We start from the raw sequence: 15,855 nt of genomic DNA on the forward strand, positions 1-15,855 counted from the left end.
TACGTTTGTCTGCCGGATCGTACTAGCAGGCGAGGTGCCAGGGCGAGTCGGGCCGTACAAAGCGGAACCGGATCGTTGCAGGCCGCTACCGTCCGGCGGTGTCGTCCGCAGCCGTCCGCAGCCGCCCGTACTCCTCCGCCATCGCCTGCACGCTCCAGTGCGCGTTGAGACCGCTGGGGTTGGGCAGCGCCCAGACCAGGGCGCCGCCGATCGTCCGCTCCTGCGGGCCGATCTGCGCCTTCCGCTCGCCGAAGGCGGTGCGGTACGCGGTCACGCCGACCACTGCAAGCCACTGCGGACGCAGCCGTTCCACCTTCTCGGTGAGCAGCTTCCCGCCCTCCCGGAACTCCTCCGCGGCCAGCTCGTCGGCGCGCGCGGTGGCCCGCGCCACCACGTTGGTGATGCCGAGCCCGTACCCGAGCAGCTCGCCCTGCTCGTACGGCTTGAACTGCCTCGGGGTGAAGCCCGACCGGTGCAGCACCGGCCAGAAGCGGTTGCCGGGGCGGGCGAAGTGATGACCGGTCGCGCCCGACATCAGGCTCGGGTTGATGCCGCAGAACAGTACGCGCAGACCGCCCGCGATCACGTCGGGGATGACGTGGTCGCGGGCGGCCTGGAGTTCTTCGGGACTCAGCACGGGGCGGTTGCGTCCGTCAGAGGATCGAGCCGGGGGTGTAGCCCGCGGCCTCGGGGTGCTGCTTGGCGATCTCCTCGATACGGGCGACCAGCGCGGCCACCTGCTGGCCCGCCGCTCCCGTGAAGGAGAGCTTGTCCGCCATCAGCTCGTCGAGCTGCGCGCGGTCCAGCGGCATCCGGTCGTCGGCGGCGAGCTTGTCGAGCAGCTCGTTGCGCTCGGCGCCCTGCTCGCGCATGGCCAGCGCGGAGGCCACCGCGTGCTCCTTGATGACCTCGTGCGCGGCCTCCCGGCCGACACCCGCCCGTACCGCCGCCATCAGGACCTTCGTCGTGGCGAGGAACGGAAGGTACCGGTCCAGCTCGCGGGCGACGACCGCCGGGAACGCGCCGAACTCGTCCAGCACCGTCAGGAAGGTCTCCAGGAGACCGTCGAACGCGAAGAAAGCGTCCGGCAGCGCCACCCGGCGGACCACGGAGCAGGACACGTCGCCCTCGTTCCACTGGTCGCCCGCCAGCTCGCCGGTCATCGACGCGTAACCGCGCAGGATGACCATCAGGCCGTTGACGCGCTCGCAGGAGCGGGTGTTCATCTTGTGCGGCATCGCGGAGGAGCCGACCTGGCCGGGCTTGAAGCCCTCGGTGACCAGCTCGTGGCCCGCCATCAGCCGGATCGTCTTCGCGACCGAGGACGGGGCGCCGGCCAGCTGCACCAGCGCGGTCACCACCTCGTAGTCGAGGGAGCGCGGGTAGACCTGGCCGACCGAGGTGAAGGCGTGCGCGAAGCCGAGGTGACCGGCGATGCGCTGCTCCAGGTCGGCCAGCTTCCCGGCGTCGCCGCCGAGCAGGTCGAGCATGTCCTGCGCGGTGCCGACCGGGCCCTTGATGCCACGCAGCGGGTAGCGGCCGAGGAGCTCCTCAAGCCGGCCGTACGCGACGAGCAGCTCGTCGGCGGCGGTCGCGAAGCGCTTGCCGAGGGTGGTGGCCTGCGCGGCCACGTTGTGCGAGCGGCCCGCCATGACCAGCTCGGCGTACTCGCCCGACAGCCTGCCCAGGCGCGCGAGGACGGAGACCGTACGGTCGCGCATCAGCTCAAGGGAGAGCCGGATCTGGAGCTGCTCGACGTTCTCGGTGAGGTCGCGGGACGTCATGCCCTTGTGGACCTGCTCGTGCCCGGCGAGGGCGTTGAACTCCTCGATCCGCGCCTTCACGTCGTGGCGCGTGACCTTCTCGCGCTCGGCGATGGAGGCCAGGTCGACCTGGTCGAGGACGCGCTCGTAGTCGGCGATGGCCTCGTCCGGAACCTCGATCCCGAGGTCCTTCTGCGCACGCAGCACGGCCAGCCACAGCTGGCGCTCCAGCTTGACCTTCTGCTCGGGGGACCACAGGACGGCAAGCTCCGCGGAGGCGTAGCGGCCGGCCAGGACATTGGGAATGCGGGGCTTGGCAGTCACGTAAACAGATTCTACTGGCGGTTTCTGCAGGCCAGGGCCATGGGTCTGTTCGTACGTTGCTACGAGAGCGGCTCGTCGTACGGGAGGAGCTCGGGCCTCTTCGCGGGGCGGCCGTCCCCCGAGGAGCGGCCGGTGATCCGCCGTCCGATCCACGGCACCAGGTGCTCGCGCGCGAACCGCAGGTCACTGGTCCGGCGCGCACCCCAGCCGGGCGGCGCGGCGGCCGGCAGCGGGGACAGCCAGTCGTCCTCGGCGGCCAGGCCGAGCGCCTGCCAGACCGCCTCGGCCACCCTGCGGTGCCCCTCGGCGGTCAGGTGCAGCCGGTCCACGTCCCACATGCGCTGGTCGCCCAGGACGGCGGCCCCGTACAGGTCGACGACCACCGCGTCGTGCTTCGCCGCCAGCTCATCGACGACCGCGAACAGTTCCTCCACGCGCGGACGGAACCGCTCGAAGACCGGACCGTGCCGTCCGGGGCTGCGCATCAGCACCAACTGCTCGCAGGAAGGGGCCAGTTGCTCGACCGCCTCGGTCAGCTTGGCGCGTACGCGCCCCATGTCGACCTTGGGGCGCAGGGTGTCGTTGAGGCCGCCCACCAGCGTCACCACGTCCGCCTTCATCGCGGCGGCGAGCGGCGCCTGTTCGTCGGCGATCTGGCCGATGAGCTTGCCGCGGACGGCGAGGTTGGCGTACCGGAATCCGGGCGTGCGGGCGGCGAGGCGGGCGGCGAGCAGATCGGCCCAGCCGCGGTACGAGCCGTCGGGCAGGGCGTCGGACATTCCCTCGGTGAAGGAGTCGCCGACCGCGACGAAGCTGGTGTAGGTGGCATTCATCTCCATGGCGGAGCGATCGTACCCGGTCGCACCCGGGCGGGTCCGGTCGGGAAACGACAACTGCCCGGCCCCTCGTGCGAGGGGCCGGGCAGTGCGGGCCGGGCAGCGTGCGTCAGACCTGCTGCGGCGGTCCGACCAGTTCCCGCAGTACGTCCTCCATGGTGACCAGACCCGCGGGCCTGCCGTCCGCGTCGGCCACGGCCGCCAGGTGCGTACGGCTGCGGCGCATCGCCGTCAGCACGTCGTCCAGCGGCGTGTCCGCCCGCACCCGGGCGATCGGCCGCATCGCGGTGACCGGGAACGGCAGATCGCGCGGCGTCGCGTCCAGGGCGTCCTTCACATGGAGGTAGCCCAGGATGCGCCGCGTCGAGTCGAGGACGGGGAAGCGCGAGAAGCCGGACTCGGCGGCCAGCCGTTCCAACTCCTCGGGAGTGGTCCCGATCTGCGCGTACACCACGCGTTCGACCGGCATCACGACGTCCCGCACCGGACGGCGGCCCAGCTCCAGGGCGTCCCGCAGCCGCTCGGCGGAGCGGTCGTCCAGGAGCCCGGCGTCGCCGGCGTCCTTCACCAGGCGGGCCAGTTCGTCGTCCGAGAACGTCGCCGACACCTCGTCCTTGGCCTCCACCTTCAGCAGCCTCAGCAGCAGGTTGGCGAAGGAGTTGATCGTGAAGATCACCGGGCGCAGCGCGCGGGCCAGCGCCACCAGCGGCGGACCGAGCAGCAGCGCGGTCTTCGTCGGCTCGGCAAGTGCGATGTTCTTCGGCACCATCTCGCCGAGCAGCATGTGCAGGTACGTCGCCAGGGCCAGCGCGATGACGAAGGAGATCGGGTGCGTCAGCGCGTCCGGCACACCCACCGAGTGGAACAGGGGCTCCAGCAGGTGCGCGATGGCGGGCTCGGCGACGATGCCGAGCACCAGGGTGCACAGCGTGATGCCCAGCTGGGCGGCGGCCAGCAGTGCCGAGACGTGCTCCAGGCCCCAGATGACGCTGCGCGCCCTGCGGTTCCCGGCCTCGGCCTCCGGCTCGATCTGTGAGCGGCGCACCGAGATCAGCGCGAATTCCGCGCCGACGAAGAAAGCGTTGACGACCAGGGTGAGCAGGCCGACGAGCAGCTGTATCGCGATCATCGTCCGGCCTCCGTACGGTCGCCCAGCAAGGTCTCGGCGGCGAGCGGCGCGTGCATCAGCACCCTTGCCGCGCGACGTCCGCTCGCGTCCACCACGTCCAGCTTCCAGTCGGACAGCTCCACGCAGTCGCCCACCTCGGGGATCCGTCCCAGTTCGTTGGCGACGAGTCCGGCCAGGGTCTCGTACGGGCCCTCCGGCACGCGCAGTCCGATCCGCTCCAGCTGGTCGGTGCGGGCGGCGCCGTCCGCCGACCACAGGTCGCGGCCGTCGGTGTCCTCGCCCGCGCGGGCGAGGTCGGGGGTCTCGTGCGGGTCGTGCTCGTCGCGGACCTCGCCGACGACCTCCTCGACGATGTCCTCCAGGGTGACCACGCCGGCCGTGCCGCCGTACTCGTCGATGACGACGGCCATCGTCCGCTTGCCGGACAGCCGGTCCAGGAGCTTGTCCACGGTCAGCGTCTCGGGGACGAGCAGCGGCTCGCGGAGCAGCTCGGTGACCGGGTGCCTGGGCCTGCGCCCGGCGGGCACGGCCAGGACGTCCTTGATGTGGACGAGACCGACGACCGAGTCCAGGCTGCCCCGGTACACGGGGAAGCGGGAGAGCCCGGTCGCCCGGGTGGCGTTCGCGACGTCCTCGGCGGTGGCCTGCACGTCCAGTGCGGTGACCTGCACGCGCGGCGTCATCACGTTCTCCGCGGTGAGCTTGGCCAGATTGAGCGTACGGACGAACAGCTCGGCCGTGTCGGCCTCCAGCGCGCCCTCCTTGGCCGAGTGCCGGGCCAGCGCGACCAGCTCCTGCGGGCTGCGTGCGGACGCCAGCTCCTCGGCGGGCTCCATGCCGAAGCGGCGCAGGATGCGGTTGGCCGTGTTGTTGAGATGGCTGATCAGCGGCTTGAACGCGGCCGTGAACATCCGCTGCGGGGTGGCCACGACCTTCGCGACGGCCAGCGGGGACGAGATCGCCCAGTTCTTGGGGACCAGTTCGCCGACGACCATCAGGACGACGGTCGACAGGGCGGTGCCGAGGACGAGGGCCACCGAGGAGGCCACCGTGGGGGAGAGCCCCACCGCCTCGACCGGGCCCTTGAGCAGCTTGGAGATCGACGGCTCGGAGAGCATGCCGACGAGGAGGTTGGTGACGGTGATGCCGAGCTGGGCGCCCGACAGCTGGAAGGTGAGGCCGCGCACGGCCTTCAGGGCGCTGTCCGCGCCCCGCTCACCCTGCTCGACGGCCCGTTCGAGGTCACCGCGTTCGACGGTCGTGAGCGAGAACTCGGCTGCGACGAAGGCACCGCAGATCAGCGAGAGCAGCACGGCCACGAGGAGCAGAAGCACTTCGGTCATCGGTTCACCTCCGTCCCATGATCGATCAGGGTCAGGAGGAATGCGCGATGTCGGCTACTGGGAGGCTCGCCCATGGGCGGACGCTCACACCTTTCAAGTCGGGATGTCGGAAAATCCTGGAAGTCCCAGGATGAAGCACCCATGGTAAAGGACAGGCAAAGGCGTTCGTCGGTCGTCGGTCGTGATCACTGCCCGAGCGGCTTGGTCCACCGGCTCCACTGCGGCTCCGGCGCGTACCCCGCCGATCGCCAGGCGGGGTGTGCGAGCGCGTTCTCGTTCAGGACCATGGCGTCCCCGCGCCGCCCGCCGAGAGTGACGAAACGTTCCTCGGCGGCGGCGAGCAGTGCGCCGGAGACGCCCTGCCGCCGGTGCTCCGGGTGGACCGCCAGCCGGTAGAGCGAGCAGCGCCAGCCGTCGAATCCGGCGATGACGGTGCCGACCAGCGTCCCGTCCCGCTCCGCCAGGATCAGTGCGTCGGGGTCGCGGGCGACCAGGCGCTCCACGCCGTCCCTGTCGTCGCTGATGCTGGTGCCCTCCGCGGCCGCCTTCCAGAAGGCGAGCACGGCGTCGAGGTCGGCCGGGGACGCGGCGCGGAGCCGGATGCTCTCAAGATCGCTCATGGGGGCATCCCATCACCGGGCCGCGACCGGGGTCGACCGGGTTTCCCACCATGCGGTCAGCTGCCGTGCAGCTCCTCGATGACCGGGGCGAAGGCCTCCATATGGGGTTCGAGGATGCTGAAGTAGGAGAAGCCGTAGCGTTCCCGGGAGGCCCGGAACTGGTCCGCTATCTGTGCGACCGTGCCGACCGCGTGGACGGGCAGCCCCAGTACCTCCTCCTCCGTCAGGTACGGCGTGAACGCCACGTAGTCCTGCAACGCGGCCCTGCGGTCGTCGGTGATCACGACCAGCTGGATCAGCAGGTTCAGCTCCGCCTCCGTCGTCCGCCCGGCCGCGAACTTCCGGTAGAGGGCGACCCGTTCGTCCAAGCCTTCGGCACTGAGCACCCGCAGCTCTCCCGGGTTGATCTGGAGCCCGCCCGCGAACGCCACCACGTCCGCGTGCTCGGCCGCCAGCTTCAGCACCCGGTCGCCGCCGCCGGCGATCAGCAGCGTCGGGCGGGGCCGCTGCACCGGCTTCGGCAGATGCGCCTCGTCCCGGAGGAACCGGTCCAACTCCTCGACGGTACGGGCCAGATGATCGACCCGGCCGCCGGGCGACCGGTATTCGATACCGGCCGTCTCGTGTTCCTCCTTGACGTACCCCGCGCCGATGCCCAGCTCCAGCCGCCCGCCGATCAGGGCGTCCACGGTCGCGACCTCGCGGGCCAGCAGCGCCGGGTTCCAGAAGGCCGCGTTGAGGACGAACGTGCCGATCCGGGGGCGTTCGGTGACGGCAGCCGCGGCGACCATCGCCGGGAACGGGGCGGGCATCCCGAGGTGGTCGGGCACCTGGATCACGTCGTAGCCGAGCTCCTCGGCCCGCCGGCACTTGCGGGCCCACTCCTCCCCGCCGGTGGGCGTCATCATGTTCACCGAGAACCGGAACGGCCTGACCATGTGCAACTCCTTCTCCGCAGCGGGCTATTCGTGCGCGATCGCGGTCAGCACATTCATCCGCGAGGCCCGCAGCGCCGGAAGCACCGCAGCCACGAGACCCACCACGACGGAACCCACCACGACCGCGACCACAGTCGACCACGGCACCGCGAAGGCCGTCATCCCCTGGAGGGCCAGAACCCGGCTCATCGCCACGCCCCACACCAGGCCCAGTACGAGCCCGAGCACCGCCCCGAACACGGCGATCACGATCGACTCCAGCCGGATCATCCGCCGCAGCTGCACCCGGGAGAGACCGATCGCCCGCAGCAGCCCGATCTCCCGGGTGCGCTCCACCACCGACAGGGCAAGGGTGTTGACCACGCCCAGGACCGCTATCACGATCGCCAGCCCGAGGAGTCCGTACACCAGGTAGAGCAGTACGGCGACCTGCTGGCGCACCAACTCCTTGTAGTCCGCCCTGTCCTGCACGTTGACCTGCGGGTACGGATCCAGGGCCCGCTCCAGCGCCGTACGCAGCGCGGGGGCGGCCACGCCGTCGGCCGCGTTCACGTACAGCGCGGACTCCTGCCCGCCGGGGAAGTACCTCTGGGCCGTGCCCATGCCCATGAACAGCCCGCCCTCGAAGCCCCCGCCGCTCGGGGCGTCCTGGTCGCTGATGGCCGCGACCCGCAGAGCGGCCCGCCGCCCGCCGGGGAACTCCACCGGCACGACGGTCCCCGCGCGCACCCCGTGCTTCTCGGCGAACTTCCGGTCCATGCCCATGCTGCCGGCGGCCAGCGCCGCCGCCGTGTTCCCCTGGGCGTACCGCACCCTGGCGACCTCGTCGAGCTGCGGGTCGTAGCCCGCCGCCGTCGACTTGACCCGCTTGCCGTCCGGCAGCGAGAGCCGCACCGGTACGAACCGCTGCCGCACCACCGTGCCCACCGCCCCCACCTTCCGCACCTTCTCGGCGACCTCGGGCGGGAACGGCAGGAAGCTGCCGCTCTGCACGACGAAGTCCGCACCCAGCGTCCGGTCGATCTGCCGGTCCAGCGACTTGGTCATCGACGCGCTCGCCACCGAGAGCCCGGCCACCAGCGCGAGACCCACCATCAGCGCGGACGCGGTCGCCCCGGTGCGCCGCGGGTTGCGCAGCGCGTTGCGCTGACTCATCCGGCCGACCGACCCGTACACCCGGGGGAACGCCGCGCCGAGCACCCGGATCACCGGCCGCACCAGCAGCGGCCCGGCCACCACCGTCGCGATCAGCGTCAGTACGACGCCGAGGCCCAGCAGCAGAGAAGCGGTGGCGGTGTCCGCGCTGAGCGCACACCCCGTGAACGCCGCCGCCCCACCCGCCGCCAGGACGCCGCCCACCAGCGCCCGTATCCTCAACGGCCGTCCCTGACCGGCCACTTCGGCCTCGGCGAGGGCCGCCATCGGGGAGACCTTCGAGGCCCGGCGGGCGGGCAGGTACGCGGCGACGAAGGTGACGCCCACCCCGACCGCGTACGCGGCGACGAAGGTGCCCCGGCCGAGCACCATGTCGGAGGCGCTCAGCTTCATCCCGAACAGACCCATCAGCCAGATGAGCGCCGCCGCCAGCCCGATCCCGGCGGCGAGGCCGAGGGTCGAGCCGACCAGACCGAGCAGCAGCGCCTCGGTGAGCACCGAGCGGCGCACCTGGCGGCGGTCCGCGCCCAGCGCGCGCAGCAGACCCAGCTCGCGGGTGCGCTGGGCGATCAGCATGGCGAAGGTGTTGACGATGAGGAAGATGCCGACGAGGACGGCGACACCCGCGAAGCCGAGCATCACGTACTTGACGACGTCGAGGAAGCCGCCCAGTTCGGCGACGGACGACTTGGCCTGCTCGGCGGCGGTCCGCAGCTCGTAGCCGGAACCCAGAGCGGCCGCGATGCGTTCCTTGAGCAGGGCGTCGGGGACGCCCTGCGCGGCCTGGACGGAGATCAGGGTGGCGGCATCGGCCGAGCCCAGCAGCTTGGTCTGGGCGGTGGCCGTGTCCAGGAGGACGAGGGCGGCGCCCGGGTTGGTGGTGGTGAACGTCGCGATGCCCACGACCCGCACGGAGAAGGTGCCGGGCCGGGCGATGACCCGGAGCGTGTCCCCGATCCCGATGCGGGCGCGCTCGGCCGTGTCCGCGTCGACCACGCTCTCGCCGGGACCGCGCGGCAGTTCGCCGCTGGTCAGCTTCAGGGGGTTGCGGGGAGTGTCGTACCAGTTGGTGGCGATGGTGGGGGCGCCGCCGGTGAGGCCGACCGGCTCGTTGTCGCGGCCGACGACGGTGACGCCCTGCGCGGTCGCCTCGACCTGGGCGGCGGCCACCCCCTCCACCGACCTGACCCGGTCGGCGACCGACGCCGGAAGGGTACGTACGTCACCCGTCGGCAGACCCCCGCCGAGGTCGTCCTCCTTGGGCGAGACCGACACATCGGCGGACGTCGTCGCGAACAGGCGGTCGAAGGTCCGCGAGGCGGTGTCCGAGAAGATCAGGCTCCCGGCGACGAACGCCACGGACAGGACCACAGCCAGCGCGGACAGCAGCAGCCGCCCCTTGTGCGCGAAGAAGCTCCGCAGGGTCGCCTTCAGCACGGTGCGCCTCCCTCACGGTCCTTTGCGGACATGGGCGATGCCGTCGAAACGCTTCATCCGCTCCAGCACCTTCTCGGCCGTCGGCCCGGACATCGAGTCCACGATCCGGCCGTCCCCCAGGAAGACCACCAGGTCGGAGTGGGCCGCCGCGCCGGGGTCGTGCGTGACCATCACCACCGTCTGCTCCAGGGAGTCGACCGCCCCGCGCAGGAACGAGAGCACCTCGGCGCCCGACCGCGAGTCGAGGTTCCCGGTCGGCTCGTCCGCGAAGATCAGCTCCGGCCGCGACGCCAACGCCCGTGCGCAGGCCACCCGTTGCTGCTGGCCGCCGGAGAGCTGGGAGGGGCGGTGCCGCAGCCGGTCGCGCAGCCCCAGCGTGTCGATCACCCGGTCCAGCCACTCCTGGTCGGGCGGGCGCCCCGCGATGTCCATCGGCAGCGTGATGTTCTCGGCCGCCGACAGGGTGGGCAGCAGGTTGAACGACTGGAACATGAAGCCGATCCGGTCCCGCCGCAGCCGCGTCAGCTCCCGCTCGCGCAGCCCGGTGATCTCGGTACCGCCCAGCCACACCTGCCCCGCCGAGACCGTGTCGAGACCGGCCAGGCAGTGCATCAGCGTCGACTTTCCCGAGCCGGAGGGACCCATCACCGCGGTGAACCGCCCGCGCTCGATGTCGACGTCGACGGAGTCCAGGGCGAGGACGGTGGTCTCGCCGCTCCCGTACGCCTTGGTCAGGCCGCGGGCACGGGCGGCGGCAGGTGCGGCGGCGGATGCGGCGGTTGATTCGGCAGCAGGCGTGGACACGACGGCCTCCCCGGGTTGCGGTCGCCCCAACTCCCTTGGGCACAACAACTCCCTCGGGAACAAGGAGAGTAGAGGCACCCGTCAGGGGTGAACATCCCCCGGAGGTCGGGCGCCCGGGATGCCTGTAAGGGGCACCCGAAATGCCCGGGCTGTTCGCTCTTGTGTGTGCTAGCACCGGCCCGCTAGCGTCGAAGTGTGGCCAAGACCCAGCTGAACGTACGCGTGGACGCCGCCACCGCCGAGGTCGCGCGCGCCCGCGCCCTCCAGCGCGGCGTGAGCGTCAACCGGTACATCGAGGAACTCGTCACACAGGACGCCGGCGAGGTCGGGCGCACCTTCGTCGACGCCGCCGCCGACTTCATGCGGAGTTACGCATCCGTGTTCGCCGAGGAGTCCGCGGCGGGCCGAGGCCTCCGGGGCGAGAGGGATCCGACGAGAGAGAGCCGACGCGAGGGACCCGGGGCGAAGTGAAGTGACGCGGTGATCCCGCGCATCGATCTCGCCTGGCTCCTCATGATCGCCGAGCACCGCACGCCCGGCGACCCCCGGGTCGTCGACTGGGGCGCCCTCGTGGCCGCCGTCGCCCGCCACGAGGCGGAGATATTCGGCGTACCGGTCTACGACGACCCGCACACCCGCGCCGCAGCCCTCCTCCAACTGCTCCTCCACGTACCGGCGTTGGAGCACTCGAATGCCCTGTACGCCTCCTCCGTGGCATACGGCTACCTCGTCGCCTGCGGGCTGAAGGTCGAGCCGTCCGCCGAGCAGGTACGGGACCTGGCACGGCTGGTGAAGGACGGCAGGGCGGACGTCACCGCCCTCGCGGGCGAGCTGCGCCGGTGGACGGAGCGAAGCGGGACGGCTGATCAGGACAGCTGATCAGCACGGCTGATGACGTACTCAGCAGCTCAGCCGGCGTCCGGCCGCCGGGCCGTCCCCAGCACGCACGCCGACGACGGCAGCCGGACCCCCTTCTCCGGTACGTACAGCCGCCGGTGGGGGCCGAGTACGAACCCGGCGGCAGTGATCGCGGCCAGGGGATCCCGCGAGGTGTGGCAGTTGCCGAACAGCAGCGGCCACACGGTTCGGTCCAGGGCCCGCTGGGTCCGCGCCATCCACCGTCCCTCGTCCCGCCCGTGCTCGAAGAACCGCAGCTCACCGCCGGGCCGCAGGACCCGCCCGGCCTCCGCGAGGGCCCGCTCCACGTTCCGTACGGTGCACAGCACCAGCGAGAAGACCACCGCGTCGTACGCCTCGCTCTTCACCGGGAGCGCCTCCGCCGCGCCGGGCACCACGTCCACCGGCACCTCCGCCCTGATCGCCGCGCGCAGTGCCAGCTCCCGCAGGGTGCGCTCGGGCTCGATGGCGACGACCTCGGAGACGGCCGACGGGTAGTGCGCGAAGTTCAGACCGTTGCCCGCGCCGACCTCAAGCACCCGGCCGGACAGCCCGGACAGCAGTTCCTCCCGGTGGGCGGCGATGCCGGCGTGCAGGTCCGCGTAGACGCTCTGCCGGGCGTAGAAGCGTGCGAACAGCGGATGGTGGACGGCGTCGTGCGGGATCCTGCCGCGCTGCGACCGGGGACGGGCCATCGCGAATCTCCTCCGTGGGACGGGCGGATACCGCGAGTGTGCCCGCTGTGGAGAAGGCTCAGCCAGTCACGCGCCGGAAACGAAGCAGAACTCGTTGCCCTCGGGGTCGAGCAGCACCTGGAACGATCCGGCTTCGTCCGTCACGACGCCGCCGCTGAGCGTCGCCCCGAGCGCCACCGCCTCCGCGCTGAAGGCCGGGACGTCCTCCGCGGCCAGGTCGAGGTGCAGCCGGTTCTTGGCGGACTTGCCCTCCGGCACGCGCTGGAACGCCAGTCGCGTGCTGTACTTTCCGGGTTCGGCGGCGGGTTCGTCGGCGGGCACGTCGATGTACGACCAGTCCGGACTCCGGTCCACCGGTTCGCCGCCCACCAGGCCGGCCCAGAACCGGACCAGGGCCGCAGGATCGGCACAGTCGAAAACGAGCTCGTTGATTCGCGCGCGCATGCCGCTCAGCCTACGGACGGTGCGGCGGGAGCGACGACCCGGGACTCGAACGCGGTCGCGTCCCACTCCCCGCCCAGTTCCGGTGCGAGCCACTGCCCGGCCCGCGCCCGGAACAGTGCGGGATCCAGCGCGCCGGACCCCTCGGGCACGGCCCCCAGCAGCGGTGCTCCCGCCATCTCGGCCAGCTCGCCGACGTTGCACCGCTCGGCGAGTCCGGGTGCGTCGGGCCAGCAGCCGATGACCACGCCGAGCGTCTCCAACCCCCGTGCCCGCAGGGCCTCCCCGGTCAGCTGTACGCAGTTGAGCGTGCCGAGGGCGGGAGCGGCGACGACGAGCACGGGAGCGCCGAGCAGGCGGGCGGCGTCGGCGAGGGTGCCGCCGTTGCCGTCCAGGCGTACGAGGAGCCCGCCCGCCCCCTCGATCAGTACGAGGTCGTACTCGGTCGCCAGCTTCCGCGCGGCGTCGGCCACGTCCTGCGGGGTCACCGGGGCCATGCCCGCGCGGTGGGCGGCGGTCGCCGGGGCGAGGGGCTCGGGGAAGCGGGCGAGCTCGACGACGCCGACCTCGTCTCCGAGGCCGTCCCCGGCCAGCCGGGCCGCTGTCTGGGCGTCGCCGTCCTCGTCCGGGCCGACGCCGGTCTGGGCGGGCTTCAGCACGACGACGCGTCGGCCCTTGGCGCGGGCGAGGGCGGCGAGGGCGGCGGTGACGACGGTCTTGCCGATGTCGGTGTTGGTGCCGGTGATGACGATGATGCTCATGCGCTGCTCCTCGTGGTGTGCGGGGTGGGGCTGCCACTCCGCGGAGTTGTTCTGTGCGGGCGTCGTGGCTGGTCGCGCAGTTCCCCGCGCCCCTGGACGCATGGCCCGCGCGGCGGAGCCGGGCACCGGGCGCAGCCCGGGACACCCGCCCCCACCGGCGCCAGCCGTGCCGCCCCGCCCCCCTCAGCCCGCTGTCGCCGCCGCTGTCACCGCGCCGCAGATCCGAGCCAGGTCCTCGTCGCTCGTGACGTACGGCGGCATGGTGTAGATGAGGTCCCGGAACGGGCGCAGCCACACCCCTTCCCGTACCGCCGCCTCCGTCGCGGCGGCCATGTCGACCTCGTGGTCGAGCTGTACGACTCCGATGCCGCCGAGGACCCGCACCTCCCGCACGCCGGGCAGCGCCCCGGTCTCCGCCAGCCCGTCCCGCAGGCCCGCCTCCAGCCGCTTCACCTCCTGCTGCCAGTCCTGGCCGAGCAGCAGGTCGATCGACGCGCAGGCGACCGCAGCCGCCAGGGGGTTGGCCATGAAGGTCGGACCGTGGGCGAGCACCGGGACCTCGCCCTGCGAGATGCCGTCCGCCACCCGCGACGTGCACAGCGTGGCCGCCATCGTCAGATAGCCGCCGGTCAGCGCCTTGCCGAGACACATCACGTCCGGTGAGACGGACGCCTGGTCGGCCGCGAAGAGCGTTCCTGTACGGCCGAAGCCGGTGGCGATCTCGTCGAAGACCAGCAGGACGTCGTGGGCGTCGCAGGCCTCACGCAGCACCCGCAGGTACTCGGGGGAGTGGAAGCGCATGCCGCCCGCACCCTGCACCACCGGCTCGACGATCACCGCCGCCAGCTCGTCCGCGTGGCGTGCGACGGCGGCCCGCAGCTCGTCCGCGTACGCCTCCTCGTACTCCACCGGAGGTTCCCGCACGAAGAGCTGGCGCGGCAGGACCCCCTGCCACAGCTGGTGCATGCCGCCGTCGGGGTCGCACACCGCCATCGGCTGCCAGGTGTCGCCGTGGTAGCCGCCGCGCCAGGTCAGCAGCCGCTGCTTGGCCGGGCGGCCCACCGAGCGCCAGTACTGGAGGCACATCTTCACCGCGACCTCGACGGCCACCGACCCCGAGTCCGAGAGGAACACGTGCCGCAGCGGCTCCGGGGTGATCTCCACAAGCCTGGCGGCCAGCCGCACCGCGGGTTCGTGGGTGAGCCCGCCGAACATCACGTGGCTCATCCGGCCCAGCTGCTCCGTCACCGCCTTGTTGAGGACGGGGTGGTTGTAGCCGTGCACCGCCGACCACCACGACGACATGCCGTCGATCAGCTCGGTCCTGCCGTGGGCCGGCCGGGCCAGCCGCAGCCGCACCCCCGACGCGGACTCCACGACGAGCGGCTCGGCGCGGCCCGGCATCGGACCGTACGGATGCCAGACGTGCTCCCGGTCAAGGCGCAGCAGCTCGTCGGGGGAGAGCTGCCGGTCGCGCACGAGGTGCTGTTCAGGCATTGGGCGCCAGGTCCGTTCCGGCACCCCGCCTGCGTACCGCCACCAGATCCGTACGGGCCTCCTCGCGGGCGGCGGGCACGGCCGCAGCCTCACCCGTACCGCACGCCGAGGCCTCCTCGCCGCCGCACACCGAACCGCACCCGCCGCCCGCCCGGTGCTCCGGCAGTGTCGTCGTGTCCGTGCCCTCCACCTCGAAGCCCGCGTCCGCGATCATCTCCAGGTCCGCCTGGCCCGCCTGGCCCTCGCTGGTCAGGTAGTCGCCCAGGAAGATGGAGTTGACCAGGTGCAGGGCGAGCGGCTGCATCGTCCGCAGATGCACCTCGCGGCCGCCCGCGAGCCGTACCTCCACGTCCGGGCAGACGAACCGCACCATCGCCAGGATGCGCAGCGCCCGCTGCGGCGTGAGGTTCCACTCCTTGGCGAGCGGCGTCCCCTCGAACGGGATGAGGAAGTTGACCGGTACCGAGTCCGGGTCGAGCTCGCGCAGCGAGAAGACGACGTCGACCAGGTCCGCGTCGGACTCGCCCATGCCCGCGATCAGCCCGGAGCAGGCCGAGAGGCCCGCGGCCTGGGCCTGCTGGACGGTCTCGACGCGGTCCGCGTAGGTGTGCGTGGTGGTGATGTCCCCGTACGTCGACTCCGACGTGTTGAGGTTGTGGTTGTACGCGTCGGCGCCCGCGGACCGCAGCCGCTCCGCCTGGCCTTCGGAGAGCAGGCCGAGGCAGGCGCAGACCTCGACGCCCTCGTTCGCTTCCTTGATCGCCTCGATGGTCTTCGAGACCCGGTCCACGTCCCTGTCCGTGGGGCCGCGCCCGCTCGCCACCAGGCAGACCCGCTTCGCGCCGCCCGCGACACCCGCGGCCGCCGCCTGCGACGCCTCGTCCGCCTTCAGCCAGGTGTACTTGAGGATCTCGGCCTTGGAACCGAGCCGCTGCGAGCAGTACGAGCAGTCCTCGGGGCAGAGCCCGGACTTGAGGTTGACGAGGTAGTTGAGCTTCACCCGCCGCCCGAACCACCGGCGGCGCACCTTGCCGGCCGCGGCCACCACGTCGAGCAGTTCGTCGTCGGTCGTCGCCAGGACGGCGAGCGCTTCTTCGCGGGTCGGCAGCTCGCGCGCCAGCCCCTTCTCCACCAGTGTGTTCAGCAGGTCCATGAGCATGATCCTGACCTACGGCACGGCCCCTGGCCAAGGAGGATCCGGACAACAGCGCGGGT

At 71.9% G+C, this 15,855-nt stretch carries 16 protein-coding genes; 2 read left to right on the top strand and 14 right to left on the bottom strand.

Annotated features, from left to right (window positions below):
- Window positions 1-85 precede the first annotated feature (85 nt).
- From mug to ACH4SP_RS25470, 9 genes are all read right to left on the bottom strand, one after another.
- The gene (gene mug / locus ACH4SP_RS25430; RefSeq protein ID WP_398418369.1) at window positions 86-634 is read right to left on the bottom strand and encodes a G/U mismatch-specific DNA glycosylase; all 549 of its coding nucleotides are present in this window, start codon (window positions 632-634) and stop codon (window positions 86-88) included.
- A 19-nt stretch (window positions 635-653) separates the two neighbouring features.
- Complete coding sequence (purB, locus tag ACH4SP_RS25435; protein ID WP_398417858.1) at window positions 654-2,087, bottom strand: adenylosuccinate lyase; 1,434 nt, start codon at window positions 2,085-2,087, stop codon at window positions 654-656.
- Window positions 2,088-2,146: 59 nt separating this feature from the next.
- A complete protein-coding gene (locus ACH4SP_RS25440; RefSeq protein ID WP_398417859.1) occupies window positions 2,147-2,926 on the bottom strand; it encodes an SGNH/GDSL hydrolase family protein in 780 nt (259 codons plus the stop codon).
- A gap of 106 nt (window positions 2,927-3,032) precedes the next feature.
- Entirely contained in the window at window positions 3,033-4,052 is a 1,020-nt protein-coding gene (locus ACH4SP_RS25445; protein WP_398417860.1) for a hemolysin family protein, read from the bottom strand.
- Window positions 4,049-5,395, bottom strand: coding sequence for a hemolysin family protein (locus ACH4SP_RS25450; RefSeq protein ID WP_398417861.1), 1,347 nt, complete (start codon window positions 5,393-5,395; stop codon window positions 4,049-4,051). The genes ACH4SP_RS25445 and ACH4SP_RS25450 overlap by 4 nt, the downstream gene beginning before the upstream one ends.
- A gap of 185 nt (window positions 5,396-5,580) precedes the next feature.
- Entirely contained in the window at window positions 5,581-6,015 is a 435-nt protein-coding gene (locus ACH4SP_RS25455) for a GNAT family N-acetyltransferase (RefSeq protein ID WP_398417862.1), read from the bottom strand.
- 56 nt (window positions 6,016-6,071) lie between these two features.
- Entirely contained in the window at window positions 6,072-6,953 is an 882-nt protein-coding gene (locus ACH4SP_RS25460) for an LLM class F420-dependent oxidoreductase (RefSeq protein ID WP_398417863.1), read from the bottom strand.
- Window positions 6,954-6,977: 24 nt separating this feature from the next.
- Window positions 6,978-9,545, bottom strand: a complete 2,568-nt coding sequence (locus ACH4SP_RS25465) for an ABC transporter permease (protein ID WP_398417864.1) — start codon at window positions 9,543-9,545, stop codon at window positions 6,978-6,980.
- Window positions 9,546-9,557: 12 nt separating this feature from the next.
- Window positions 9,558-10,349, bottom strand: coding sequence for an ABC transporter ATP-binding protein (locus tag ACH4SP_RS25470; protein WP_398417865.1), 792 nt, complete (start codon window positions 10,347-10,349; stop codon window positions 9,558-9,560).
- A gap of 195 nt (window positions 10,350-10,544) precedes the next feature.
- Between ACH4SP_RS25470 and ACH4SP_RS25475 the strand changes: the two genes are divergently transcribed.
- Both ACH4SP_RS25475 and ACH4SP_RS25480 read left to right on the top strand, forming a co-directional pair.
- Entirely contained in the window at window positions 10,545-10,820 is a 276-nt protein-coding gene (locus tag ACH4SP_RS25475) for an antitoxin (protein ID WP_398417866.1), read from the top strand.
- 42 nt (window positions 10,821-10,862) lie between these two features.
- A complete protein-coding gene (locus ACH4SP_RS25480) occupies window positions 10,863-11,228 on the top strand; it encodes a fic family toxin-antitoxin system, toxin component (protein WP_398418370.1) in 366 nt (121 codons plus the stop codon).
- Window positions 11,229-11,257: 29 nt separating this feature from the next.
- Here the strand turns inward: ACH4SP_RS25480 and ACH4SP_RS25485 are convergent, their stop codons facing one another.
- The 5 genes from ACH4SP_RS25485 to bioB form a co-directional block, all read right to left on the bottom strand.
- Complete coding sequence (locus tag ACH4SP_RS25485; RefSeq protein WP_398417867.1) at window positions 11,258-11,941, bottom strand: class I SAM-dependent methyltransferase; 684 nt, start codon at window positions 11,939-11,941, stop codon at window positions 11,258-11,260.
- Between the two features lie 66 nt (window positions 11,942-12,007).
- The gene (locus ACH4SP_RS25490) at window positions 12,008-12,385 is read right to left on the bottom strand and encodes a VOC family protein (protein ID WP_398417868.1); all 378 of its coding nucleotides are present in this window, start codon (window positions 12,383-12,385) and stop codon (window positions 12,008-12,010) included.
- A gap of 5 nt (window positions 12,386-12,390) precedes the next feature.
- Window positions 12,391-13,143 carry a dethiobiotin synthase gene (gene bioD / locus ACH4SP_RS25495; RefSeq protein ID WP_398417869.1) on the bottom strand — a complete coding sequence of 251 codons (753 nt, stop codon included), beginning with the start codon at window positions 13,141-13,143 and terminating at the stop codon, window positions 12,391-12,393.
- 183 nt (window positions 13,144-13,326) lie between these two features.
- Window positions 13,327-14,640, bottom strand: coding sequence for an adenosylmethionine--8-amino-7-oxononanoate transaminase (locus ACH4SP_RS25500; protein WP_398417870.1), 1,314 nt, complete (start codon window positions 14,638-14,640; stop codon window positions 13,327-13,329).
- Window positions 14,633-15,793: a biotin synthase BioB gene (gene bioB / locus ACH4SP_RS25505; RefSeq protein WP_398417871.1), complete on the bottom strand. Its 1,161-nt coding sequence runs from the start codon at window positions 15,791-15,793 to the stop codon at window positions 14,633-14,635. The genes ACH4SP_RS25500 and bioB overlap by 8 nt, the downstream gene beginning before the upstream one ends.
- Window positions 15,794-15,855: the final 62 nt, after the last annotated feature.

It is taken from the genome of Streptomyces sp. NPDC021093 (genome assembly GCF_044333135.1).
In the GTDB taxonomy this organism is placed as follows: Bacteria; Actinomycetota; Actinomycetes; order Streptomycetales; family Streptomycetaceae; genus Streptomyces.

Excerpts from the sequence above, each read along its gene's own strand:
- ACH4SP_RS25445 (WP_398417860.1), bottom strand. The coding sequence starts at position 4,052 with ATGATCGCGATACAGCTGCTCGTCGGCCTGCTCACCCTGGTCGTCAAC.
- bioD (WP_398417869.1), bottom strand. The coding sequence starts at position 13,143 with ATGAGCATCATCGTCATCACCGGCACCAACACCGACATCGGCAAGACC.
- ACH4SP_RS25490 (WP_398417868.1), bottom strand. The coding sequence starts at position 12,385 with ATGCGCGCGCGAATCAACGAGCTCGTTTTCGACTGTGCCGATCCTGCG.
- ACH4SP_RS25480 (WP_398418370.1), top strand. The coding sequence starts at position 10,863 with ATGATCGCCGAGCACCGCACGCCCGGCGACCCCCGGGTCGTCGACTGG.
- ACH4SP_RS25455 (WP_398417862.1), bottom strand. The coding sequence starts at position 6,015 with ATGAGCGATCTTGAGAGCATCCGGCTCCGCGCCGCGTCCCCGGCCGAC.
- ACH4SP_RS25500 (WP_398417870.1), bottom strand. The coding sequence starts at position 14,640 with ATGCCTGAACAGCACCTCGTGCGCGACCGGCAGCTCTCCCCCGACGAG.
- ACH4SP_RS25450 (WP_398417861.1), bottom strand. The coding sequence starts at position 5,395 with ATGACCGAAGTGCTTCTGCTCCTCGTGGCCGTGCTGCTCTCGCTGATC.
- ACH4SP_RS25485 (WP_398417867.1), bottom strand. The coding sequence starts at position 11,941 with ATGGCCCGTCCCCGGTCGCAGCGCGGCAGGATCCCGCACGACGCCGTC.
- bioB (WP_398417871.1), bottom strand. The coding sequence starts at position 15,793 with ATGGACCTGCTGAACACACTGGTGGAGAAGGGGCTGGCGCGCGAGCTG.
- ACH4SP_RS25460 (WP_398417863.1), bottom strand. The coding sequence starts at position 6,953 with ATGGTCAGGCCGTTCCGGTTCTCGGTGAACATGATGACGCCCACCGGC.
- ACH4SP_RS25440 (WP_398417859.1), bottom strand. The coding sequence starts at position 2,926 with ATGGAGATGAATGCCACCTACACCAGCTTCGTCGCGGTCGGCGACTCC.